Annotated in this window: 22 protein-coding genes and 5 tRNA genes; 20 read left to right on the forward strand and 7 right to left on the reverse strand. The window is 70.2% G+C overall.

What is annotated here, in order from left to right; translation table 11 throughout:
• Positions 1 to 116: 116 nt before the first annotated feature.
• The 9 genes from IH68_RS0134635 to IH68_RS0134675 all read left to right on the forward strand — a co-directional run bounded on the left by IH68_RS0134635 (position 117) and on the right by IH68_RS0134675 (position 6,328).
• The gene (locus tag IH68_RS0134635; RefSeq protein WP_030943009.1) at positions 117 to 902 is read left to right on the forward strand and encodes a fumarylacetoacetate hydrolase family protein; all 786 of its coding nucleotides are present in this window, start codon (positions 117 to 119) and stop codon (positions 900 to 902) included.
• Complete coding sequence (gltX, locus tag IH68_RS0134640) at positions 895 to 2,382, forward strand: glutamate--tRNA ligase (protein ID WP_030943012.1); 1,488 nt, start codon at positions 895 to 897, stop codon at positions 2,380 to 2,382. Before IH68_RS0134635 ends, gltX begins: the two co-directional genes overlap by 8 nt.
• 185 nt (positions 2,383 to 2,567) lie before the next feature.
• Positions 2,568 to 4,820, forward strand: coding sequence for a FlgD immunoglobulin-like domain containing protein (locus IH68_RS51970; RefSeq protein ID WP_159403769.1), 2,253 nt, complete (start codon positions 2,568 to 2,570; stop codon positions 4,818 to 4,820).
• A 205-nt stretch (positions 4,821 to 5,025) separates the two neighbouring features.
• The gene (locus tag IH68_RS0134650; protein ID WP_030943020.1) at positions 5,026 to 5,757 is read left to right on the forward strand and encodes an HAD family hydrolase; all 732 of its coding nucleotides are present in this window, start codon (positions 5,026 to 5,028) and stop codon (positions 5,755 to 5,757) included.
• A gap of 91 nt (positions 5,758 to 5,848) precedes the next feature.
• A tRNA-Gln gene (locus IH68_RS0134655) sits at positions 5,849 to 5,920 on the forward strand.
• A 40-nt stretch (positions 5,921 to 5,960) separates the two neighbouring features.
• A tRNA-Glu gene (locus IH68_RS0134660) sits at positions 5,961 to 6,033 on the forward strand.
• Between the two features lie 29 nt (positions 6,034 to 6,062).
• Positions 6,063 to 6,135: transfer RNA gene (locus IH68_RS0134665), tRNA-Glu, on the forward strand.
• Positions 6,136 to 6,155: 20 nt separating this feature from the next.
• Positions 6,156 to 6,227: transfer RNA gene (locus tag IH68_RS0134670), tRNA-Gln, on the forward strand.
• Between the two features lie 28 nt (positions 6,228 to 6,255).
• Positions 6,256 to 6,328 (forward strand) — tRNA-Glu (locus IH68_RS0134675).
• A 53-nt stretch (positions 6,329 to 6,381) separates the two neighbouring features.
• Here the strand turns inward: IH68_RS0134675 and IH68_RS0134680 are convergent.
• Positions 6,382 to 7,029, reverse strand: coding sequence for a MerR family transcriptional regulator (locus IH68_RS0134680; RefSeq protein ID WP_030943023.1), 648 nt, complete (start codon positions 7,027 to 7,029; stop codon positions 6,382 to 6,384).
• 89 nt (positions 7,030 to 7,118) lie between these two features.
• Between IH68_RS0134680 and IH68_RS0134685 the strand changes: the two genes are divergently transcribed.
• Complete coding sequence (locus IH68_RS0134685) at positions 7,119 to 7,652, forward strand: DUF4188 domain-containing protein (RefSeq protein WP_030943026.1); 534 nt, start codon at positions 7,119 to 7,121, stop codon at positions 7,650 to 7,652.
• 84 nt (positions 7,653 to 7,736) lie between these two features.
• On the opposite strand, the gene ndgR is transcribed toward IH68_RS0134685, so the two are convergent.
• The gene (gene ndgR, locus IH68_RS0134690; protein WP_007384919.1) at positions 7,737 to 8,453 is read right to left on the reverse strand and encodes an IclR family transcriptional regulator NdgR; all 717 of its coding nucleotides are present in this window, start codon (positions 8,451 to 8,453) and stop codon (positions 7,737 to 7,739) included.
• A 188-nt stretch (positions 8,454 to 8,641) separates the two neighbouring features.
• Here ndgR and leuC point away from each other — a divergent pair, with 188 nt between their 5' ends.
• From leuC to IH68_RS0134710, 4 genes are all read left to right on the forward strand, one after another.
• A complete protein-coding gene (gene leuC / locus IH68_RS0134695; RefSeq protein WP_030943029.1) occupies positions 8,642 to 10,072 on the forward strand; it encodes a 3-isopropylmalate dehydratase large subunit in 1,431 nt (476 codons plus the stop codon).
• Positions 10,073 to 10,077: 5 nt separating this feature from the next.
• Positions 10,078 to 10,671 (forward strand): 3-isopropylmalate dehydratase small subunit, encoded by a 594-nt coding sequence (gene leuD, locus IH68_RS0134700; RefSeq protein WP_030943034.1) that lies wholly within the window; start codon positions 10,078 to 10,080, stop codon positions 10,669 to 10,671.
• Positions 10,672 to 10,936: 265 nt separating this feature from the next.
• Positions 10,937 to 11,167, forward strand: coding sequence for a hypothetical protein (locus IH68_RS0134705; protein ID WP_030943037.1), 231 nt, complete (start codon positions 10,937 to 10,939; stop codon positions 11,165 to 11,167).
• A 137-nt stretch (positions 11,168 to 11,304) separates the two neighbouring features.
• Positions 11,305 to 11,949, forward strand: coding sequence for an HU family DNA-binding protein (locus IH68_RS0134710; RefSeq protein WP_030943039.1), 645 nt, complete (start codon positions 11,305 to 11,307; stop codon positions 11,947 to 11,949).
• A gap of 76 nt (positions 11,950 to 12,025) precedes the next feature.
• Here the strand turns inward: IH68_RS0134710 and IH68_RS0134715 are convergent, their stop codons facing one another.
• Entirely contained in the window at positions 12,026 to 12,229 is a 204-nt protein-coding gene (locus IH68_RS0134715) for a hypothetical protein (protein WP_030943041.1), read from the reverse strand.
• A 149-nt stretch (positions 12,230 to 12,378) separates the two neighbouring features.
• The gene (gene cofC / locus IH68_RS0134720) at positions 12,379 to 13,017 is read right to left on the reverse strand and encodes a 2-phospho-L-lactate guanylyltransferase (protein WP_030943044.1); all 639 of its coding nucleotides are present in this window, start codon (positions 13,015 to 13,017) and stop codon (positions 12,379 to 12,381) included.
• Between the two features lie 155 nt (positions 13,018 to 13,172).
• Between cofC and IH68_RS0134725 the strand changes: the two genes are divergently transcribed.
• Genes IH68_RS0134725 through IH68_RS0134735 form a run of 3 tightly spaced genes read left to right on the forward strand, consistent with a single transcriptional unit; the run spans position 13,173 to position 16,179 of the window.
• A complete protein-coding gene (locus IH68_RS0134725; protein WP_030943047.1) occupies positions 13,173 to 13,955 on the forward strand; it encodes a lysophospholipid acyltransferase family protein in 783 nt (260 codons plus the stop codon).
• The gene (locus IH68_RS0134730) at positions 13,952 to 14,962 is read left to right on the forward strand and encodes an NAD(P)H-dependent glycerol-3-phosphate dehydrogenase (RefSeq protein WP_030943049.1); all 1,011 of its coding nucleotides are present in this window, start codon (positions 13,952 to 13,954) and stop codon (positions 14,960 to 14,962) included. The genes IH68_RS0134725 and IH68_RS0134730 overlap by 4 nt, the downstream gene beginning before the upstream one ends.
• Before the next feature lie 59 nt (positions 14,963 to 15,021).
• Positions 15,022 to 16,179, forward strand: a complete 1,158-nt coding sequence (locus IH68_RS0134735) for a D-alanine--D-alanine ligase family protein (protein WP_030943052.1) — start codon at positions 15,022 to 15,024, stop codon at positions 16,177 to 16,179.
• Between the two features lie 109 nt (positions 16,180 to 16,288).
• On the opposite strand, the gene IH68_RS0134740 is transcribed toward IH68_RS0134735, so the two are convergent.
• Both IH68_RS0134740 and IH68_RS0134745 read right to left on the reverse strand, forming a co-directional pair.
• Positions 16,289 to 16,771, reverse strand: coding sequence for a DUF3515 domain-containing protein (locus IH68_RS0134740; RefSeq protein WP_030943055.1), 483 nt, complete (start codon positions 16,769 to 16,771; stop codon positions 16,289 to 16,291).
• A gap of 20 nt (positions 16,772 to 16,791) precedes the next feature.
• Positions 16,792 to 17,025, reverse strand: a complete 234-nt coding sequence (locus tag IH68_RS0134745) for an Lrp/AsnC family transcriptional regulator (RefSeq protein ID WP_003997603.1) — start codon at positions 17,023 to 17,025, stop codon at positions 16,792 to 16,794.
• Between the two features lie 206 nt (positions 17,026 to 17,231).
• Between IH68_RS0134745 and IH68_RS0134750 the strand changes: the two genes are divergently transcribed.
• Both IH68_RS0134750 and thiD read left to right on the forward strand, forming a co-directional pair.
• The gene (locus IH68_RS0134750) at positions 17,232 to 18,197 is read left to right on the forward strand and encodes a thiamine-phosphate kinase (RefSeq protein WP_030943058.1); all 966 of its coding nucleotides are present in this window, start codon (positions 17,232 to 17,234) and stop codon (positions 18,195 to 18,197) included.
• Complete coding sequence (gene thiD, locus IH68_RS0134755) at positions 18,194 to 19,000, forward strand: bifunctional hydroxymethylpyrimidine kinase/phosphomethylpyrimidine kinase (protein WP_030943061.1); 807 nt, start codon at positions 18,194 to 18,196, stop codon at positions 18,998 to 19,000. The genes IH68_RS0134750 and thiD overlap by 4 nt, the downstream gene beginning before the upstream one ends.
• 184 nt (positions 19,001 to 19,184) lie before the next feature.
• Here the strand turns inward: thiD and rpmB are convergent, their stop codons facing one another.
• Positions 19,185 to 19,370: a 50S ribosomal protein L28 gene (gene rpmB / locus IH68_RS0134760; protein ID WP_030943064.1), complete on the reverse strand. Its 186-nt coding sequence runs from the start codon at positions 19,368 to 19,370 to the stop codon at positions 19,185 to 19,187.
• Positions 19,371 to 19,624: 254 nt separating this feature from the next.
• Here rpmB and IH68_RS0134765 point away from each other — a divergent pair, with 254 nt between their 5' ends.
• Complete coding sequence (locus tag IH68_RS0134765) at positions 19,625 to 21,322, forward strand: DAK2 domain-containing protein (RefSeq protein WP_030943066.1); 1,698 nt, start codon at positions 19,625 to 19,627, stop codon at positions 21,320 to 21,322.
• The last annotated feature ends 82 nt before the right edge of the window (positions 21,323 to 21,404 follow it).

A 21,404-nucleotide genomic window follows, 5' to 3' on the forward strand; every position in this document is an offset into this window, starting at 1 on the left:
GCCGTAGATCACTCACCGCGGCAGCGCACGCCTCAAATACGCGCGGCGCAGCCCTCTCACCGCGTTAGCCTGGAGCGTCAGACTCCAGCCGGCTCAAGTGAGGGGCGCAGGATCCCGTGCGCATCGCCAGGTTCTCCATCGACGGGAACGTCGCCTTCGGCGCGGTCGAGGGCGACAAGCCGGACGAGCTCGTCCTCGACATCATCAAGGGCATCCCGTTCGCGGACTTCGAGCTCTCCGGTACGAAGGTGCCGGTCAGCAAGGTCAGGCTGCTGCCCCCTGTGCTCCCCAACAAGGTCGTGGCCTTCGGCCGCAACTACGCCGAGCACGCGCGCGAACTCGGCAACGAGGTGCCCGACGCCCCGTTCGCCTTCTTCAAGCCCTCCACCTCGGTGATCGGCCCCGGCGACGAGATCCAGTACCCGCCCTTCTCCGAGGAACTGCACCACGAGGCCGAACTGGCCGTCGTCATCGGCCGCATGTGCCGCGAGGTCCCGCGCGAGCGCGTGGCGGACGTGATCTTCGGCTACACCTGCGCCAACGACGTCACCGCCCGCGACGTGCAGAAGCGCGAGAAGCAGTGGGCCAGGGCCAAGGGCTTCGACACCTCCTGCCCGCTCGGCCCCTGGGTGGAGACCGACCTCGACCTCGCCACCGCGTCCGACCTGACCGTCCAGCTCACGGTCAACGGCGAACAACGCCAGCTCGGCCGCACCAGCGAGATGATCCACTCCATCGAGGATCTGATCGTCAACATCTCCGAGGCCATGACGCTGCTCCCCGGCGACGTGATCCTCACGGGCACCCCGGCAGGCGTCGGACCGCTCACCGTCGGCGACGAGGTCGCCGTCACCATCGAAGGCATCGGCACTCTCACCAACAAGGTTGTCAAGCGTGGCTAGCGCACCCGGCTCCCCCGTACGCGTCCGTTTCTGCCCCTCGCCCACCGGTAACCCCCATGTGGGCCTGGTCCGCACCGCCCTGTTCAACTGGGCGTTCGCCCGGCACCACCAGGGCACCCTGGTCTTCCGCATCGAGGACACCGACGCCGCCCGCGACTCCGAGGAGTCGTACAACCAGTTGCTCGACTCGATGCGCTGGCTGGGCTTCGACTGGGACGAGGGCCCCGAGGTCGGCGGCCCGCACGCGCCGTACCGCCAGTCGCAGCGCATGGACCTCTACGCCGACGTCGCGCAGAAGCTCCTCGCCGCCGGTCACGCGTACCACTGTTACTGCTCCCAGGAGGAGCTGGACACCCGCCGTGAGGCCGCCCGCGCCGCCGGCAAGCCGTCCGGCTACGACGGCCACTGCCGCGACCTCACGGACGCGCAGGTCGAGGAGTACAAGGCCCAGGGCCGCACCCCGATCGTCCGTTTCCGCATGCCCGACGAGACGATCACCTTCACGGACCTGGTCCGCGGCGAGCTGACCTTCACACCGGAGAACGTCCCGGACTACGGCATCGTGCGCGCGAACGGCGCCCCGCTGTACACGCTCGTCAACCCGGTCGACGACGCCCTGATGGAGATCACCCACGTCCTGCGCGGCGAGGACCTGCTCTCCTCCACCCCCCGCCAGATCGCCCTCTACAAGGCGCTGATCGAGCTGGGCATCGCCAAGGAGGTCCCGCACTTCGGCCACCTGCCGTACGTCATGGGCGAGGGCAACAAGAAGCTCTCGAAGCGCGACCCGCAGTCCTCGCTGAACCTCTACCGCGAGCGCGGCTTCCTCCCGGAGGGCCTGCTCAACTACCTGTCCCTGCTGGGCTGGTCGCTCTCCGCGGACAAGGACATCTTCACCATCGAGGAGATGGTGGCTGCCTTCGACATCGCGGACGTGAACCCCAACCCGGCCCGCTTCGACCTCAAGAAGTGCGAGGCGATCAACGCCGACCACATCCGCCTGCTGGATGTGAAGGACTTCACGGAGCGCTGCGCCCCCTGGCTCAAGGCCCCCTTCGCCCCCTGGGCCCCGGAGGACTTCGACGAGGCCAAGTGGCAGGCGGTCGCCCCGCACGCCCAGACCCGCCTGAAGGTCCTCTCGGAGATCACGGACAACGTCGACTTCCTGTTCCTCGCCGAGCCGGTCTTCGACGAGCCGTCCTGGACGAAGGCGATGAAGGAGGGCTCCGACGCCCTCCTCCGCACGGCCCGCGAGAAGCTGGAGTCCGCCGACTGGACCTCCGCCGAGTCCCTCAAGGAGGCCGTCCTGGCCGCCGGTGAGGCTCACGGCCTCAAGCTCGGCAAGGCCCAGGCCCCGGTCCGCGTCGCCGTCACCGGCCGCACGGTCGGCCTGCCCCTGTTCGAGTCCCTGGAGATCCTGGGCAAGGAGAAGACCCTGGCCCGCATCGACGCGGCGCTGGTCAGGCTCACCGCAGGGTGACACCGGCCCGGTGACTCACAGGAGGGCGGCTTCCGCAACGGAAGCCGCCCTCCTGCCGTACACGGACTTGTCACCCGGAGTTCTCCCTTCCGTGCAACTCCCGATCCCCGGGCCGACGTTGCATGGTCGCCTCACAGGTGAGGCGCAAGCTCATCCTGCTCAGCATGTGACTTGGGGGAGGGGTCGTGACCCGTTCACGAAGATTTGCCGAGGCGGCGCTCACCGGGGCGGTGGCCCTGTCCTGCGCGGTGTCCGCCACACAGGCGCAGGCCGCGCCGAGCGCCGACACACCCGTGGCGACCGTGCAGTTGAGCAGGACCGTGCCGACCGAGGTGCAATACCGGTGGTCCGGGGCGTCCGGGTTCCAGTACTGGCTGCCCGAGGGCGGCTCGGGCGCGACGACGTCCGTCGACTACCCGGACTTCACCCCGCCGCAGCACGCCGGGCCCGACGACCTGGCCACCGGCAACGATGTCAGCAACACCCGCAGCGGCAGCACGGTCACGCAGAAGCACCTCTCCACCGGTGCCACCGCGACCGTGCAGATCCCGGACGGCCAGACCTACGAGGCCGCCACGGGCTGGAGCGTCCTCACCCAGGACGGCTCGGGCGCACCCCACGTCCTGCGCGCCGCCGCCGACGGCACCACCACCGACCTCCCGGTGACCGGCCTGCCCGCCGGCGCCAAGCCCACCAAGTACGTCACGGGCGGCTCGGTGCGCCGCGCCGCCGTCGTCTACACCGTGGACGGCACGACCGGCGTGGGCCTGGTCGACCTCGCGGACGGCTCCCTGCGCCCCTATGTGACCGGTCTGACCGCGGCACCCACGAAGGTCCTGTTCAACGACCGCTGGCTGGTCGCCGACAAGAAGGCGATCCGGGTGGACTCGGAGCCGGGCACCGCTCCCGGCACCATCACGGGCCAGTACTACGGCACCCCGCAGGCCGTGGTCGGCGACCACCTGCTCACCGGTATCAGCAAGGACGAGAACGACCCGATCTTCCTGCCCGCGGGAGTCGGCCCGGCCCTGTGGGACGTCTCACTCGCCGACAACAGCTCCCGGACGCTCCTCCCCGGCGCGGAGGGCCACTTCGGCATCACCCCGGACGGCGGCCTCCTCATCACCGCGGGCCCGTCCAGCGTCGACTGGCACGTCTACCGCGTCACGCCCACCGGCGACGGCGACGTCACCAGCAAGAACGTCCTCGACGTGCCGGCCTGGAAGACCCGTCCGGACGGCCTGGCGCTCGCGGGCGGCGAACTCCAGATGTACGGCAGCACCGGCAACACCGGCGCCTACGGCTTCTACACCATCCCGCTCGACACGACGGGCCGCCCGACCGCCCTCCAGACCCGCCGCGGCCCCGCGCTGGCCCCCGCGTCCCCGTGCCTGGCCGGCGACGCCGCCTGCCCGCAGATGGAGGCCCTCGGCGACGGCCGGGTCGCCTACCTGTGGACCGACTCCGCAGGCAAGGAGTCCATGAACGTCGTCGGCGAGGACGCGACCACCATCCGCAACCTGCCCACCGGCGACGCGGGCGGCCGCCTCCTCACCGGCACCGGCCGCTACGCGCTCTACAACGGCGGCACCGCCGGCGTGCAGGAGGTCGCCGACTTCCCGAAGGCCGCCGCCGGAACCATCATCCTGAACCGCACCCGCACCGCCGCCGCCCTCTGGGGCCAGCGCCTGTGGACCCCGGGCAGCACCCAGGGCACGGTCGTCGCCTACGACCTCAAGGCGAAGAAGAACGTGGCCACGGTCAGCACCGGCACCCCCTGCACCCCGAGCGAACTCCAGGCCGTGAACACCTGGCTGTACTGGAGCTGCGGCACCGCGGGACCGGCGGGCGTCTACGACCGCGCCACGGGCCGAGCGATCACCGTGCCCTCCGGCCCGGCCCGCCTCGCCGACGGCTACCTGGTCCGCGAGAACCGCACCACCCACGAACTGCTGCTCACCGACTTCCACACCGGTACGGCGACCACGCGCACCGTGGCCGTGCTCCCCACGACCGACCAGAACACCGGCGCCGGCAACGGACGGTGGGCCGTGGACCGCTTCGGCGGCAACGTCGCTTACCTCACGGACACGGCCAAGGTGGCGCTCGTCACCGCCAACGTCCCCACCTCGCCCCTGGCACAGATGGAGGCGCAGACGGACCCCGTGGCGGGCGGTCCGGCCACGTCCAACCCCTGGAAGCCGGTCTGGCAGCTCAGCAAGCCGTCGACCTGGACCCTGACCCTGACCACCGGCACCGGCACGCTCGTCCGCACCCTCACCGGCACCTCCACCGCCGCCACCGTCCGCGCCTCCTGGGACGGCTACCGCCAGGACGGCACCCGGGCCCCCGGCACCTACACCTGGACCCTCACCGCCGAACCCCGCGACGGCCAGGGCCCGAACCTCACCCTGACCGGCACGACCACGGTCAACTGAGAGACACGTCACGGACTGCCGCGTCACCGTCGGATCAAGCATTCGGCCGGGGCTGACCCCCGGACCCCCAGCCGGTCCGGGGGTACCGTCGGTGCCATGGTGATCAGAGCTGTCGTATGGGACGTGGACGACACCCTCTTCGACGCTGCGTACTTCGGGGGCTGACCCCCGGACCCCCAGCCGGTCCGCGGGTACCGTCGGAGTCATGGCGATCAGAGCTGTCGTATGGGACGTCGACGACACCCTCTTCGACTACACGACCGCGGACCGCGTCGGCATGGGTGCGCATCTCGCCGCCGAGGGCCTGCTCGACGGGTACGGCACCGTGGAGCAGGCCCTCGCCCACTGGCGTGAGATCACCGACCGGCAGTGGGCGCGGTTCTCGGCGGGTGAGGTGACCTTCGAGGGCCAGCGCCGCGATCGCGTAAGGGTGTTCCTCGGCGAGCAGTTGACCGATGCCCGGGCCGACGCCTGGTTCCAGCGGTACATGACGCACTACGAGGCCGCCTGGGCCCTCTTCCCGGACGTCCTGCCCGCCCTGGACGCCCTCGCCGCCAGCCACCGACACGCGGTGCTGTCCAACTCCAGCCTCACCGTCCAGGACCGCAAGCTGCGCACCCTCGGCGTGCACGACCGCTTCGAGGTCATCCTGTGCGCCGCCGAACTCGGCGTCTCCAAGCCCGAGGCCGGCGCCTTCCTGGCCGCCTGCGAGGCCCTGGAACTCGCACCGCACCAGGTCGCGTACGTCGGGGACCACCCGGAGATCGACGGGCGCGGTGCCGCCGAGGCCGGACTGCTGTCGGTGTGGATCGACCGCGACGGCGCGCACACCAGCGGTGACGCACCCACGGGCCCCCACCGGATCGCCTCCCTCGCCGAACTCCCCGCGATCCTCCGCGCCGATACCCGTTTTGGAGCCCCGTCCACCTTCAGGTAATGTTCTTCCTGCGCCGCCGGAGAGCGGGCCGAAAGGCCGGGAACCGGAGGAGCAAACTAGAACAAGATCCCCGCAAGGGCTTGCGTTCCAGTGGCCTATGGTGTAATTGGCAGCACGACTGATTCTGGTTCAGTTAGTCTTGGTTCGAGTCCAGGTAGGCCAGCTCGCGGAGCTCATCCGTAAACCGCGGATCCTTTCCGCAGGCCCCCGTTGTGTAGCGGCCTAGCACGCTGCCCTCTCAAGGCAGTAGCGCCGGTTCGAATCCGGTCGGGGGTACTGATCTCGATCAACTCGGGATCGCTAGGGCCCCCGTTGTGTAGCGGCCTAGCACGCCGCCCTCTCAAGGCGGTAGCGCCGGTTCGAATCCGGTCGGGGGTACAAACTGGTCTAAACCACATTGGTCTATGGTGTAATTGGCAGCACGACTGATTCTGGTTCAGTTAGTCTTGGTTCGAGTCCAGGTAGACCAGCTCGGACCTGCGGAAACGCAGGCTCCACGCCCCCGTTGTGTAGCGGCCTAGCACGCCGCCCTCTCAAGGCGGTAGCGCCGGTTCGAATCCGGTCGGGGGTACACCGAGAAGGCCCTTCGCTTCGGCGGGGGGCCTTCGCCGTGCCCTGCGACGGCTACGCGAAGCCGTACCGCCGCGTCGTCTCCTCCTCCTGCGCCAGTCGGTGCAGTGCCTGGAGCACCGGCTCGTTGAGGATCGCCCCCAGGATCGCGAACTCGATCTGCTCCTCCTGCTGCGAGGAGTGCGCCTCCATGTTGTCCAGGTCCTGGACCGCTGTCCGGTACATCAACTCGGCGTACGGCGTGAGCAGTTCGGTCCCGAAGTCGTAGCCGAGCCGGCGCAGCGCGGCCACTCCCACCACCAGTGAGCGGTATGCGGGGGAGAGGGACGTCAGCCGCTTGGCGTTCTGCCAGCCCAGCTGGTCCAGGAGTGCGGTGACCTCCTGGTGTGCGGCCTGGACGAACTCGTCGTCCTCGTCCGGCTCCGGCACCTGCGGCAACGCCCACACCGCGGCGCCGAGGCGGATCGCACGCGGCAGGGAGTCGTCGTCGACATGCCCCAGCACCTCCCGGACCGTCGCCACCGGCACCCGGCCCACCTGGATCATCGCCCGCACCAGCCGCAGCCGGCGCAGATGCTCCTCGTCGTACTCGGCCGTCGTGGCATTGATCTGGCGGCCCGGCGGCAACAGGCCTTCGCGCAGGTAGTACTTGATCGTCGCGGTGGACACCCCACTGCGCTCGCTGAGCTCGGCCAGCCGCATCTCTTGCGCCCTTCCTTGGGGAGTGCCACTATCCAAGCACCGAGCAGAAGGATAGTGCCGCTATCCGATGAGGGAACCAGGGGACCGCCATGTTCGCGAAGCCGGTACGAGGTCGCACGACCGCGGATGCGGAAGGTGATGTGGTGGTCCTGCTCATCGGCATGCGGGTGAACCACTTCTGGGCGGTGCACCAGTGGCTGCCGGTCATGCTGGCGATGTTCCGCATGCTTGGGGAGCTTGCGCGGAACCATGACCGGGGGCTGCTGGGGCATGTGATGCTGACGGCCTCGCCGCGGACGTACTACATCGTCCAGTACTGGGAGTCCAAGGAGAAGCTGTACGCCTACGCGCACTCGCCGGAGATGTTCCACCACCGGGCCTGGTCGATCTTCAACGGCAAGGAGCGCGCGGGGAAGGTGCACGGCCATGTGGGGCTGTGGCACGAGGCGTACGTGGTGCCCGAGGGGTCGTACGAGGCCATCTACTTCGACATGCCGGCCTTCGGACTCGCCGGGGCGCACGGACAGGTGCCGGTGGAGAAGCGGGGGCGGTACGCCAAGAACCGTTTCGCGTACCGGTCGGCGGCCGGGGCCGAGCAGAAGGCGGCCGAGAAGACCGGGTGACCAGGGGGGATCGGGGGAGCGGGGAGGGCCTGCCGCGGCGTTGAGGCGGGCTCTCCTCGCTGACGTTTCCCTGCGCCCTGTGGGTCAGCCCGTGCGGCGCAGCGCCTCGGAGAGGCGGGCGGCGGCGTCGATGACCGCCTGGGCGTGCATACGGCCCGGGTGGCGCGTCAGGCGCTCGATGGGGCCGGAGACGGACACGGCGGCCACCACGCGGTTGGACGGGCCGCGTACGGGCGCGGAGACGGACGCGACGCCCGGTTCCCGCTCGCCGATGGACTGGGCCCAGCCGCGGCGCCGTACGCCCGAGAGGGCGGTGGCGGTGAAGCGGGCGCCCTGCAGGCCGCGGTGCAGGCGCTCGGGCTCTTCCCAGGCCATCAGGATCTGCGCCGAGGAACCGGCCTTCATCGTGAGCGTCGAGCCGACCGGGACGGTGTCCCGCAGTCCGGACAGGCGCTCGGCCGCGGCGACGCAGATGCGCATGTCGCCCTGGCGGCGGTAGAGCTGGGCGCTCTCGCCCGTGATGTCCCGCAGATGCGTGAGCACAGGGCCCGCCGTCGCGAGGAGGCGGTCCTCGCCGGCGGCCGCGGCCAGCTCCGCCAGGCGCGGGCCGAGAATGAAACGGCCCTGCATGTCGCGTGCCACCATACGGTGGTGCTCCAGGGCCACGGCCAGTCTGTGGGCCGTCGGTCGTGCCAGTCCGGTGGCCGCCACCAGTCCCGCGAGGGTGGCCGGCCCGGACTCCAGGGCGCTGAGGACAAGGGCTGCCTTGTCCAGAACGCCCACGCCGCTGCTGTTGTCCATGAAACGATACTCACGTCTCACTCTGTGAAACGCAAGTTCCTTTTTTCGTGAGACGCGCAACCCTTGTATGCACAGCGGCCCGCTGACCGAACGGGCCGGATGACGGATGCCCGTGAATTGGGGCCGGGTGCCGTCTCTTCAAGATCTCTAGTTGGGCCGGTGGACGTTTGCCGGCCGGAGGGAAAGCGATGGGTAGGACACTCGCGGAGAAGGTCTGGGACGACCACGTCGTCCGGCGCGCCGAGGGCGAGCCCGACCTCCTCTTCATCGATCTCCACCTCCTGCACGAGGTGACCAGCCCGCAGGCCTTCGACGGCCTGCGTCAGAACGGCCGCCCGGTGCGCCGTCTCGACCTCACCATCGCGACCGAGGACCACAACACCCCGACCCTCGACATCGACAAGCCGATCGCGGACCCGGTCTCCCGGGTCCAGCTGGAGACGCTGCGCAAGAACTGCGCCGAGTTCGGCGTCCGGCTGCACTCGCTGGGCGACGTCGAGCAGGGCGTCGTGCACGTCGTCGGCCCGCAGCTGGGTCTGACCCAGCCCGGTACGACGGTTGTGTGCGGTGACTCCCACACCTCCACGCACGGTGCCTTCGGCGCGCTGGCGTTCGGCATCGGCACCTCGCAGGTCGAGCACGTGCTGGCCACCCAGACGCTGCCGCTGGCCCGTCCGAAGACCATGGCGATCACGGTCGACGGCGAACTGCCCGAGGGCGTCACGGCCAAGGACCTGATCCTGGCGATCATCGCCAAGATCGGTACGGGCGGCGGCCAGGGCTACATCCTGGAGTACCGCGGCTCCGCCATCGAGAAGCTCTCGATGGAGGCCCGCATGACCATCTGCAACATGTCGATCGAGGCCGGTGCCCGCGCGGGCATGATCGCCCCCGACGAGACCACCTTCGAGTACATCAAGGGCCGCGCCCACGCCCCCGAGGGCGAGGACTGGGACGCCGCCGTCGCGTACTGGAAGACGCTGAAGACGGACGAGGACGCCGAGTTCGACACCGAGGTCGTCATCGACGCCGCCTCGCTGTCGCCGTTCGTCACCTGGGGCACCAACCCCGGCCAGGGCGCGCCGCTTTCGGCGTCCGTCCCCGACCCGGCTTCGTACGAAGACGCTTCGGAGCGCCTCGCCGCCGAAAAGGCCCTGGAATACATGGGGTTGGAGGCCGGACAGGCGCTGCGCTCCATCAAGGTGGACACCGTCTTCGTAGGCTCCTGCACCAACGGCCGCATCGAGGACCTGCGGGCCGCCGCCGAGCTCGTGAAGGGCCGCAAAGTCGCCGACGGCGTACGGATGCTGGTCGTCCCGGGCTCCGCGCGGGTCGGTCTGCAGGCCGTCTCCGAGGGCCTGGACGTCGTCTTCAAGGAGGCCGGCGCCGAATGGCGGCACGCGGGCTGCTCGATGTGCCTCGGCATGAACCCCGACCAGCTGGCCCCGGGTGAGCGCTCCGCGTCCACCTCCAACCGCAACTTCGAGGGCCGGCAGGGCAAGGGCGGTCGTACGCACCTGGTGTCGCCGCAGGTCGCCGCCGCGACGGCGGTCCTGGGCCACCTGGCCTCCCCGGCTGACCTGTCCGACGCCGAGACCCGTACGCCCGCTGGAGTCTGAGAGTCATGGAAGCATTCACCACGCACACCGGCCGGGCCGTCCCGCTGCGCCGCTCCAACGTCGACACCGACCAGATCATCCCTGCTCACTGGCTCAAGAAGGTCACGCGGGACGGGTTCGAGGACGGGCTGTTCGAGGCCTGGCGCAAGGACGAGAACTTCATCCTCAACCGCCCCGAGCGGCAGGGCGCCACGGTCCTGGTCGCCGGCCCCGACTTCGGCACCGGTTCCTCCCGTGAGCACGCGGTGTGGGCGCTGCAGAACTACGGCTTCAAGGCCGTGATCTCCTCCCGCTTCGCCGACATCTTCCGCGGCAACTCGCTGAAGAACGGCCTGCTCACGGTGGTTCTGGACCAGAAGATCGTGGACGCGCTGCAGGAGCTCACGGAGAAGGACCCGCAGGCCGAGATCACCGTCGACCTGGAGGCCCGCGAGGTGCGCGCCGAGGGCATCACCGCCTCCTTCGAGCTGGACGAGAACTCCCGCTGGCGGCTGCTGAACGGGCTGGACGACATCTCCATCACCCTCCAGAACGAGGCCGACATCGCCGCGTACGAGGCCAAGCGCCCGTCGTACAAGCCGCGGACGCTCAAGGTCTGATCCGGAGCCCCTGAGCAGGTCGGGTTTCGGCCACCCGAACGCCCCCTCTGTACCCCCGATCAGCCCGATCGGGGGTACAGCCGTGTCCGGGCCCGAACGGACTCGGGGGCACTCGCGCTTGTTGCCAACTTCCCACGTTACGACGGTTGTTGCCGGGGTAGCCGAGCTGTGTAGGCGTGACTTCCGCCCGAGCCCGGAAGGCCGTTTGAGGCATCAGTTGCGACCCCCGCAGGCGACAACTCGCCCCAGATGGCACAATCTGTGCATGGAACACGACGGCCAACTCGAGCTCTATGCGGCAGTCGCGGACCAACTGAAGGAAGCGCACTCAAGGGTGCGCGCACTGCAAGTCCCGGAGGGCGTACGGATGGCGCTGACCCGGAAGCTGCTGGTCATTACGGCCGCGGCCAAGCACGATCTCGCCGACGCGGCAAGGCGTCTGGAGGCGTTCACCGTGGACCTCGACGAGGGTCGATTCCCTGAAGAGGACCGCTGAACGCGTTCGAGACAGCCGAGTTCGTTGCGGCGCACGGGTGATTAGCCCGTTTCGTGTTTGATTTGCGGTATATATCTGCCTAACGTGCGAAAAAGCTTGAACACTTTCGTTCTGGCAATGTCTCCGAAGGGGAAGACGTGAACAAGGCGCAGCTCGTAGAAGCGATTGCCGACAAGCTGGGCGGCCGCCAGCAGGCCGCCGAGGCTGTCGACGCGGTCCTGGACGCCATCGTCCGCGCGACCGTCGCCGGGGACCGGGTCTCGGTCACCGGCTTCGGCTCGTTCGAGAAGGTCGACCGTCCGGCCCGCTACGCCCGCAACCCGCAGACCGGCGAGCGGGTTCGGGTCAAGAAGACCTCCGTTCCGCGCTTCCGTGCGGGCCAGGGCTTCAAGGACCTGGTGAGCGGCTCGAAGAAGCTCCCGCGCGGCGGCGAGGTCGCCGTAAAGAAGGCGCCCAAGGGCAGCCTGACCGGTGGCGCTGCGGCGACCGTGAAGAAGGCGGCCGCAAAGAAGACCACCAAGGCGGCTGCCGCCAAGAAGACCACGGCGAAGAAGACGACGGCCAAGAAGACGACGCCCGCCGCGAAGAAGACGACCGCGAAGAAGACGACGGCCAAGAAGACCACGGGCGCCGCCAAGACCACCGCGGCGAAGAAGACCACGGCCAAGAAGGCGACCGCCAAGAAGGCCCCGGCGAAGAAGGCGACGGCCAAGAAGGCCCCCGCCAAGAAGTCGACGGCTCGCAAGACCACCGCCAAGACGGCCACGGCCCGCAAGAGGTAAGAGGTAAGGGCACAGGGGCACTCACGCGCCGGGCCGGACTCCGCATCGGAGTCCGGCCCGCGGCGTTTTTCGGGGGTCAGAGGGTCTGGAGTGTCACCAGGGTGATCCGGAGGCTGTCTTTGGCGCCCTCCGTCTCGATGCGGACCCGTTGCCCGGGGCGGAGCAGTCGCAGGCCGCCCGCGTCGAACGCCGGTGCGTCGAAGGGCACGGGGGTGCCGTCGTCCAGCAGCACGCTGCCGGTTCGGGTGTCGGCGTCGTACGTGTATGCGGTGGCTTGCATGGCGGCCAGCCTAATGTGCGCCGGTGCGGGATGCGCCGTAGGGGCGTAGGCCGTCTGCGGGGTGCGGATGTGTTGTGGCTGATCGCGCCCACGCGGCGGAGCCGCATATCGACACAGCCCCGCGCCCCTTCGGGGCGCTCAGCGTCACCTCAGGTCCCGGGAATCAGCAAACCCGCCGAAACAACAGCGGTGTACGGCCCCACCCCCAGCGCCAGCGCCGCGCGCAGGTCGGCACCCGTATCCACGTCCTGGCGTACGGAATCCACGCCCCCGAGCGTGAGCTCCACGGCTCCGGACGCCCGGTGCAGGGCGCGGGAATCCGGGCCGAATGCCGGCAGCAATTCCTGGGCGGGGGTTGCGGCCAGCAGCGTCGTGCCGATTGCTGCTGCGTCGGCGAGGAAAGCGCGGGGGAATTCCGCGGCCGCGTCCAGGACGCGGGACAATTCCAGCGGGCGTAGCGCCGGGAGATCGGCGTTCAGGGCCGCAACGGGGCTTGCAGGACGTGCGGCGCGTACGGCCGTCACTCCGTGCGTCAGGGCCGCGTTGAGGCCGCCCCGGGGCTCGTCGGGGACGATCCGGGCGCCCAGCGCGGTGAGCTCGCGGCCGGCCAGGGCGTCGTCCGTGACGACCGCCACATCCCCGACCACCGGGCAGGCCAGCGCCGCCGCCACGGTGTCCTGGGCGAAGGCGAGGGCGAGGCCGGGGCGCAGCCCGTCGGCCGCGGTGTCCGAGAGCCTGCTCTTGGCGCGCGTCAGGGGTTTCAGGGGTATGACCAAGGTCCACAGCACCGGCGTTCCGTCCCTCTCTTGTCGCGGCCATTGTCACTCAGCCGTCACCTGGACCATCTGGCGGTCGCGTCCTCGGGGCGTACCGTGTTCTCGACAGACCGGCGGCCTGGGGCGACACTTGTCCGGCCCCCAAGGCCCTAGAGGAAGGTGTCCGCGTGCCCCGCCGCAGAATCGGCTTCTGGTACCGCTTCGCAGCGGTGCTCTGCAAACCGCCACTGGTGGTTCTGATCAAGCGGGACTGGCGCGGAATGGAGCACATTCCGGCCGACGGCGGATTTATCACCGCGGTGAACCACAATTCCCATGTGGACCCCTTCGCGTATGCGCACTATCAGTACAACACCGGACGGGTTCCGCGATTCCTGGCGAAGAGCGGCCTTTTCAAGAAGGGATTCGTCGGCGCCGCGATGCGCGGCACCGGACAGATCCCCGTCTACCGCGAGACCACGGACGCGCTGAGCGCATTCCGGGCCGCGATCGCCGCCGTGGAGCGAGGCGAGTGCGTTGCGTTCTATCCGGAGGGCACCATCACCCGGGATCCCGCACAGTGGCCCATGACCGGCAAGACGGGGGCCGCGCGCGTGGCCCTGACCACCAAGTGCCCGGTGATTCCCGTCGCTCAGTGGGGCGCCAACGAACTGCTGCCGCCGTACGCCAAGAAGCCCAGCCTGCGCCCGCGCAAGACCCACCACGTGCTCGCAGGGCCGCCCGTCGATCTCTCGCGCTTCTACGACAAGGAGATGACCCCGGACCTCCTGAAGGAGGCGACCGAGGTCATCATGGCCGCCATCACCCGCCAGCTGGAGGAGATCCGCGGCGAGAAGGCGCCCGAGACGCCGTACGACCCGCGCCGCGAGCGGATCGAGCAGCGGCGCAGGACGCACGAGCAGAAGCAGGTCCAGGAGAGGGCCGAGCAGGAAGAGGGGCAGGGCACGTGAGCAAGCCCGTCAAGGCGGCCGTCTTCGGCACCGGTTCGTGGGGCACCGCCTTCGCCATGGTGCTCGCCGACGCGGGGTGCGAGGTCACTCTGTGGGGTCGGCGGGCCGAACTCGCGGATGCGGTCAACTCCACGCGTACGAACCCCGACTACCTTCCCGGTGTCGAACTTCCGGGCAACGTACGGGCGACGGCGGACGCCGCCGAGGCCGCCCGCGGCGCCGACTTCACCGTCCTCGCGATCCCCTCGCAGACGCTGCGCGGCAACCTCGCCGAATGGGCGCCGCTGCTCGCGCCAGGCACGACCCTCGTCTCCCTCATGAAGGGCGTCGAACTCGGCTCCGCCATGCGGATGAGCGAGGTGATCGAGGACGTCGCCAAGGTGGGTGCCGACCGGATCGCCGTCGTCACCGGGCCCAACCTCGCGCGTGAGATCGCCGCCCGGATGCCGGCCGCGGCCGTCGTCGCCTGCACCGACGAGGCGGTCGCCCAGCGGCTCCAGGCCGCCTGCCACACGCCGTACTTCCGGCCGTACACGAACACGGACGTGGTCGGCTGCGAACTGGGCGGTGCCGTCAAGAACGTGATCGGCCTCGCCGTCGGCATCGCGGACGGCATGGGCCTCGGCGACAACGCCAAGGGCTCGCTCATCACGCGCGGCCTCGCCGAGACCACCCGGCTCGGCGTCGCGCTGGGCGCCGACCCGCTGACCTTCTCCGGACTCGCGGGCCTGGGCGACCTGGTGGCGACCTGCTCCTCGCCGCTGTCGCGCAACCACACCTTCGGCACCAACCTCGGCAAGGGCATGACCCTGCAGGAGACCATCGCGGTCACCAAGCAGACCGCCGAGGGCGTCAAGTCCTGTGAGTCCGTGGCGGATCTGGCCCGCCGGCACGCCGTGGAGATGCCCATCACCGAGACCGTCGTGGACATCGTGCACGAGGGCAAGCCTCCCGTGGTCGCCCTCAAGGAGCTGATGTCGCGCAGCGCGAAGCCCGAACGACGCTGAGCGAACCTCCTGAGTCGACGCTGTATCGGGGCTCTACCAACGGGTACGCTCAACGCGATATGAGCACCGAGAACCTCCCCCAGAGCCCTGAGCAGCCGCCTCGCAAGCCGCGCGTGGCCGTCGTGTTCGGCGGGCGCAGCTCCGAACACGGGATCTCCGTGGTCACTGCCGGCGCCGTCCTCAAGGCCATCGACCGGACCAAGTACGACGTCCTGCCGATCGGCATCACGCGGGACGGCCGCTGGGCCCTCACCGCCGACGAGCCCGAACGCATGGCGATCACCGACCGCCGTACGCCCGAGGTGGAGGACGTGGCCGAGTCGGGCGAGGGCGGTGTGGTTCTCCCCCTCGACCCCGGCAACCGCGAAGTCGTCGTCAGCGAGCCCGGATCGGTGCCCAAGGCGCTCGGCGAGGTCGACGTGGTCTTCCCCGTCCTGCACGGCCCGTACGGCGAGGACGGCACCCTGCAGGGCCTGCTGGAGCTCTCCGGCGTCCCGTACGTGGGTTCGGGCGTGCTCGCCTCGGCCGTCGGCCAGGACAAGGAGTACATGAAGCGGGTGTTCACCTCCTTCGGGCTCAAGGTGGGCCCGTACGTGGTGATCCGGCCGCGCGAATGGGAGCAGGACGAGTCGGCCGCCCGCAAGAAGATCGTCGACTTCGCCGGCGAGCACGGCTGGCCGCTCTTCGTGAAGCCCGCGCGCGCGGGCTCGTCGATCGGCATCACCAAGGTCGACGACATCGCCGGTCTCGGCGAGGCGATCGCCGAGGCCCAGCGGCACGACCCGAAGATCCTCGTGGAGGCGGCGCTGCGCGGCCGCGAGATCGAGTGCGGGGTGCTGGAGTTCGCGGACGGTCCGAGGGCGAGCGTGCCCTCCGAGATCCCGCCGCCGGACACGCACGCGTACTACGACTTCGAGGCGAAGTACATCGACTCGACCCCGGGGATCGTGCCGGCGCCGCTGACGCCCGAGGAGACCGCCGAGGTGCAGCGGCTCGCGGTGGACGCCTTCGAGGCCGCGTCCTGCGAGGGCCTGGTGCGCGCGGACTTCTTCCTCACCGAGGACGGCGAGTTCGTGATCAACGAGATCAACACCATGCCCGGCATGACGCCGATCTCGATGTACCCGCAGATGTGGCAGGCGACCGGCATCAGCTACCCGGAGCTGGTCGACAAGCTCATCCAGGCTGCACTGCGCAGGTCCACAGGCCTGCGCTGAAGCGCCCCGGAAGGGGCGCGGGGCTGTATCTGATATGCGGCTCCGCCGCGTGGGCGCGACCAGCGCTCTGCGGCCCGCAGCCGGCGCACGGCCTCTCCGGCTACGGCGGCTAGTCGGCAATACCCGCCGGCACCGATTTCTTGATGGCAGGCGCCAGATCAACCAACGGCGCCATGCCATCGCCGGTACGCCCCGCAGGAATCGTCACCTCGACATACGCCTTCCGCAGCGTCGTCGTGAACCGGAACGATCCGTCGTTCTGCTTCTCCAGCAACCAGCCCACGCCGTTCACCTCGACCCCGTCGGCCTCGGGGTCACTCATCTTCGCGGGCCGCGCAACACCACAGCGCAGTATGATCGCCGGGTTCCCCCAGCCCGCGGTCAGCGTGGACGCGGGTGTGGGATCCCGGCGATCCTGACCGTCGACCTTGGCAGGCAGCGCCTTGTCCAGTTTCTGGCACAGCGCGGTGACCTTCGTGCCTGGACTGGGAACCGCAGCCCGGGCACCGTCGTCTGCTGATGAGCAGCCCGCCGCGGTGATCAGCAGGGCGAGCACGGGCAGACCGATGAGCCGGCGGCGCAAGAACTTCACCGGCCAAGGGTAGACGGGGGCTACAGATGGACGACCGGGCAGGTCAGGGTACGGGTGATGCCGTCCACTTGCTGGACCTTCGCGACCACCATGCGGCCGAGGTCGTCCACGGTGTCGGCCTGGGCCCGCACGATCACGTCATAAGGTCCTGTCACGTCCTCGGCCTGGATGACTCCAGGGATCTTGCTGATCGTCTCGGCGACGGTCGACGCCTTGCCGACCTCCGTCTGGATCAGGATGTACGCCTGTACCACGGAACCTCCAGGGCGGCCACGAGGATCATGTGGGGAAAAGGAACGCCACGGTATCGCGTCGCCGCTCGCCGCGGGGAGACCTGCGGAGGCCGGGGCTTGCGCGCCGGGGTGCGGGCACGGCAAAGGCTGACGGTCATCTCGACCGTATCGAGGACACTGATGACGCGCGACCGGGCACGGCCAGGGACAGAAGGGGAGCAAGGGCAATGAAGGGCACTGTTGGTGAGCTCGGGGAGTTCGGGCTCATCAGGGAGCTCACCTCCCGTCTCACCACCACCCCGGCGGTCCGGGTCGGCCCCGGCGACGACGCCGCGGTGGTGGCCGCACCCGACCGACGGGTCGTGGCCAGTACCGACATCCTCCTGGAGGGACGGCACTTCCGCCGCGACTGGTCCACCGCCTACGACGTCGGACGTAAGGCCGCTGCGCAGAACCTCGCGGACATCGCCGCCATGGGTGCCGTACCGACCGCACTGCTGCTCGGACTGGTGGTGCCCGCCGAACTCCCGGTGACCTGGCCGAGCGAGCTGATGGACGGCATCCGCGACGAGTGCCAGGTCGCGGGCGCCTCCGTGGTCGGCGGGGATGTCGTACGAGGCGACACGATCGTGGTGTCGATCACCGCGCTCGGCGATCTGCGCAACCAGGAGCCGATCACCCGGGGCGGCGCACAGCCCGGGGACCTGGTCGCGGTGACCGGCTGGCTGGGCTGGTCCGCCGCCGGTTACGCGGTGCTCTCCCGGGGCTTCCGCTCGCCCCGCGCTTTCGTGGAGGCGCACCGGCGCCCCGAACCGCCGTACCACGCGGGTCCCGCGGCCGCGGGGCTCGGCGCGACCGCGATGTGCGACGTCAGCGACGGACTCATCGCCGACCTCGGGCACATCGCCGAGGCCAGCAAGGTCCGTATCGACATCCGTTCCGGCGCGATCGACATCCCGTCCCAGATGAACGACATCGGGCAGGCCGTCGGCGTCGACCCCATGCAGTGGGTGCTGACCGGGGGAGAGGACCACGCGATCGTGGCGACCTTCCCGCCGGACGTGAAACTGCCGGCCCGCTGGAAGGTGATCGGCGAGGTGCTCAACCCCTCGGCGCTGCCCCAGGTGACGGTGGACGGGGCGCCGTGGACCAGCAAGGGCGGCTGGGACCACTTCGGGGACATCGAGTCATGAGCGCCCCGCCCAGGGTGCTGACGGTCGCGGGCTCCGATTCCGGCGGCGGGGCCGGGATCCAGGCCGACTTGAAGACGATGCTCGCGCTCGGCGTGCACGGCATGAGCGTCGTCACGGCGGTCACCGCGCAGAACTCCCTGGGCGTGCAGGGGGCTTGGGAGCTGCCGGTGGAGGCCGTGCGGGCCCAGTACCGGAGTGTGGTCGACGACATCGGCGTACAGGCGGTCAAGACCGGGATGCTGGCCTCGGCCGAACTCGTCGGGACGATCGCCGAGTTGATCGCCGCGACCGATGCTCCCGCGGTCGTCGACCCGGTCGGCATCTCGAAGCACGGTGACTCGCTGCTGGCGGCCTCCGCGCTGGACTCCGTACGGACGAAGCTGCTGCCCGCGGCGACCCTCGCGACGCCGAACCTCGACGAGGTGGCCCAACTCGCCGGTGTGCACGTCGGGTCGGAGTCGGATCTGCGCGAGGCCGCTGAGGCCGTGCTGTCGTACGGGCCGCGCTGGGTGCTCATCAAGGGCGGTCATCTGCCCGGTGACGCCGTCGACCTGCTCACCGACGGCACCGAGGAGCACTGGCTGCGCGCTCCCCGGCACGACAACCGGCACACGCACGGCACGGGCTGCACCCTCGCGTCGGCGATCGCGTCGCAGCTCGCCAAGGGGCAGTCCGTGCCGCAGGCCGTGACGGCGGCCAAGGAGTACGTCACCGGCGCGATCGCTGCCGGGTTCGCCCTCGGCGGCGGGATCGGGCCCGTGGACCACGGGTGGGCCCTCAGAAGGGGCATTCGCTCAGCTTGATGCCGGTGGCCGCGGGGGCCCGGCGGGCGGCTCCGCGCCGTACGGACCCGCGGGGTGAGGCGCTGCCTGGAGACCGCGTGACCGGCGCCCAGGAGCAGCGTTTTGGGCACAGCAAAAAGCCGGTCCACCGAGGTGGACCGGCTCAGTGCAGCGAACCAGCAGTGGCCGCGCGCTTAGCGGTGCGTCAGCGCGAGACCTTGCCGGCCTTGATGCACGAGGTGCAGGCGTTCACGCGCTTCGGCGTCCCGCCGACCACGGTACGAACACGCTGGATGTTCGGGTTCCAGCGACGGGACGTACGGCGGTGCGAAAACGAGACGCTGTTGCCGAAGCCCGGCCCCTTGCCGCAGACGTCGCAGTTGGCAGCCACGGGTCACTCCAAAGACTTCAGATGCACTTACGGTTAATCCCAGCATGCCGGGATCGAGATCGCAGGATCAAAGATCTGAGTGGCGGTGCCAGGGGAATGGCCCGATGTGGATCGGGCAACCGGAGCAGCATACAACGACTGCGCCAGTAAAACGAAACTACCATGGCTGATCAGGGCTCCGCTCCTGGCCCTCTTCCGGTGGTCACCCGCTCTGGGTCTACGCTGCGTCCAGTCCAGATCCTGAGGAGGCGCAGGTGGCGCAGGTGCCGCAGACATTCTTCGATGCTCTCGCGGTGCGCACCTGGTGCGGCCTCGCGCTCGAGGCGCTCGGCCGCGCCCGCGAGGAGATCGACGCGATCAACGTCTACCCCGTGGCCGACGGGGACACCGGCACCAATCTCTATCTGACCGTGGAGTCCGCCGTCGGCGCGGTGGAGGCCGTCTTCGCCGCCCATGAGGTGGACGGCGACGTCGCCGGGAAGCCTTCGCTGGCCGACGCCGCGCGCGCGATGGCGCACGGGGCGCTGATAGGCGCCCAGGGGAACTCCGGGACGATCCTCGCCCAGCTGCTGCGCGGCATGGCGCAGGTGCTGGCCGCCGAGGGTGAGACGCCTCACACCGACGGCTCCGGCCTCCGGCTCGCCCTGCGGCACGCGGCCGACGCCGCCCGCCAGGCCGTCGCCCACCCCGTCGAGGGCACGGTCCTGTCGGTCGCCTCCGCCGCCGCCGATGCGGCCATGGGAGCCGAGGGCGACTGCGGGGCGGTGGCACGCGCGGCCTACGAGGGAGCGCGCGCTGCGCTGGCCGCGACCCCGGGGCAGCTGGCCGTGCTGGGGCGGGCCGGGGTGGTCGACGCCGGCGGGCGGGGGCTGGTGGCGGTGCTCGCGGCGCTGGTGGAGACGTTCACGGGGGAGGTACCGGCGGCCGTCGCGCTTTCCGGCGGGCACGCGCGCGTGCAGACCGATACGGCCGCCGCCGAGAACCCCCTCGTCGCCGAGGACTGTGTCCTCCCTCCTCCGGCGGAGGGCGGCCCCGCCTTCGAGGTGATCTACCTGCTGGAGGCCGAGGACGCGGCCGTGGACCGGCTGCGGGCACGCCTCGACACCCTCGGGGACTCGCTCGTCGTGGTCGGCGGCGACGGCCTGTGGAACGTGCACGTGCACGTGGACGACGCGGGCGCCGCCGTCGAGGCGGGCGTCGAGGCGGGGCGGCCGTACCGGATCCGGATCACCCACTTCGGCGCCGGCGACGTGCACACCACCGGCGGGCAGCGGCCACCCAGGGAGCAGGTCCAGCGGGCGGTCGTGGCCGTCGTGCCGGGCGAGGGTCTGGCCGGGCTGTACACCGAGGCCGGTGCGACCACCGTGCTTGCGCGCCCGGGGGAGCCCCCTGCGAGCGGTGAGCTCGTCGACGCCGTACGGCGCGCCCACGCGCGCGAGGTCGTGCTGCTGCCCAACGACGCCGACCTGCGCCACACCGCCGCCGCGGCGGCCGAGCAGGCCCGGGTCGAGGGCATCCGGGTGGCCCTGATCCCGACCCGCTCCGCGGTCCAGGGGATCGCCGCGCTCGCCGTGCACGAGCCGGAGCGCCGCTTCGACGAGGACGTCGTGTCGATGACCTCGGCGGCCGGTGCGACCCGCTACGCCGAGGTCGCCGTCGCGGAGCGCCAGTCCTGGACCATGGCGGGAATCTGCCAGGCCGGGGACGTCCTCGGCCTCATCGACGGAGACGTGGCCGTGATCGGCACCGACGTCACGCTCACCGCCGAAACCGTCCTCGACCGCATGCTCCAGGCCGGCGGCGAACTGGTCACGCTCGTTCTCGGCGACGAGGCTCCCGACTCGGTCGCCGACCGCCTGGAGACACGCGTCCGCGAGTCGTACCTCGCCGTCGACACGGTGGTGTACCGGGGCGGCCGCCAGGGCGCCCTCCTACTGATCGGCGTCGAATAGCACCTCGACACCGTCCACGCTTGGCCTCTGCCGGCTCGCTACGGCTCTTGCGGTCCGGCGGCCTGCAGGCGCCGTTCGGCCG

The organism is Streptomyces sp. NRRL S-646 (assembly GCF_000720765.1).
Classification (GTDB): domain Bacteria; phylum Actinomycetota; class Actinomycetes; order Streptomycetales; family Streptomycetaceae; genus Streptomyces.